The organism is Burkholderia sp. BCC1638 (assembly GCF_902833195.1).
GTDB classification, from domain to species: Bacteria; Pseudomonadota; Gammaproteobacteria; order Burkholderiales; family Burkholderiaceae; genus Burkholderia; species Burkholderia diffusa.
The window spans coordinates 1-460 of sequence record NZ_CADFEC010000132.1; the positions used below are offsets into that span (position 1 = coordinate 1).

1 protein-coding gene is annotated in these 460 nt (G+C 73.5%); it reads left to right on the top strand.

Translation table 11 applies throughout. From position 1 onward, the window contains the following. A partial coding sequence (locus tag HWX22_RS31550) for a uracil-DNA glycosylase (RefSeq protein WP_244135341.1) occupies nt 1-460 on the top strand: 460 nt, incomplete at both ends.

Consider the following 460-nt stretch of genomic DNA (forward strand, 5'->3'; position numbering starts at 1 on the left):
CGATGCGGCGCCGGCCGCTCGCGACGAGCCGCCCGCGCCCGCCATGAAGGCGCCGGCCGACGAAGCCCCGCCGTTCGACGATCCCTCCTGGTTCGACCTCGCGCCCGCGCCCGACGCGCCGCCGCCCGGCTCTGCGCCGCTGCCCTCGGCGCAGCCGGCCGCGGCGCTCGCTTCGGTCGCCGATCTCGGCTGGGACGAACTCGAGGCACGCGTGGCCGACTGCCAGCGCTGCCGGCTCTGCGAGAAGCGCACCCAGACCGTGTTCGGGGTCGGCGATCGCGAGGCCGACTGGATGCTGGTCGGCGAGGCGCCGGGCGAGAACGAGGACAAGCAGGGCGAACCCTTCGTCGGCCAGGCCGGCAAGCTGCTCGACAGCATGCTGCATGCGCTCTCGCTGGAGCGCAGCAACAACGTCTACATCGCCAACGTGATCAAGTGCCGCCCGCCCGGCAACCGCAAT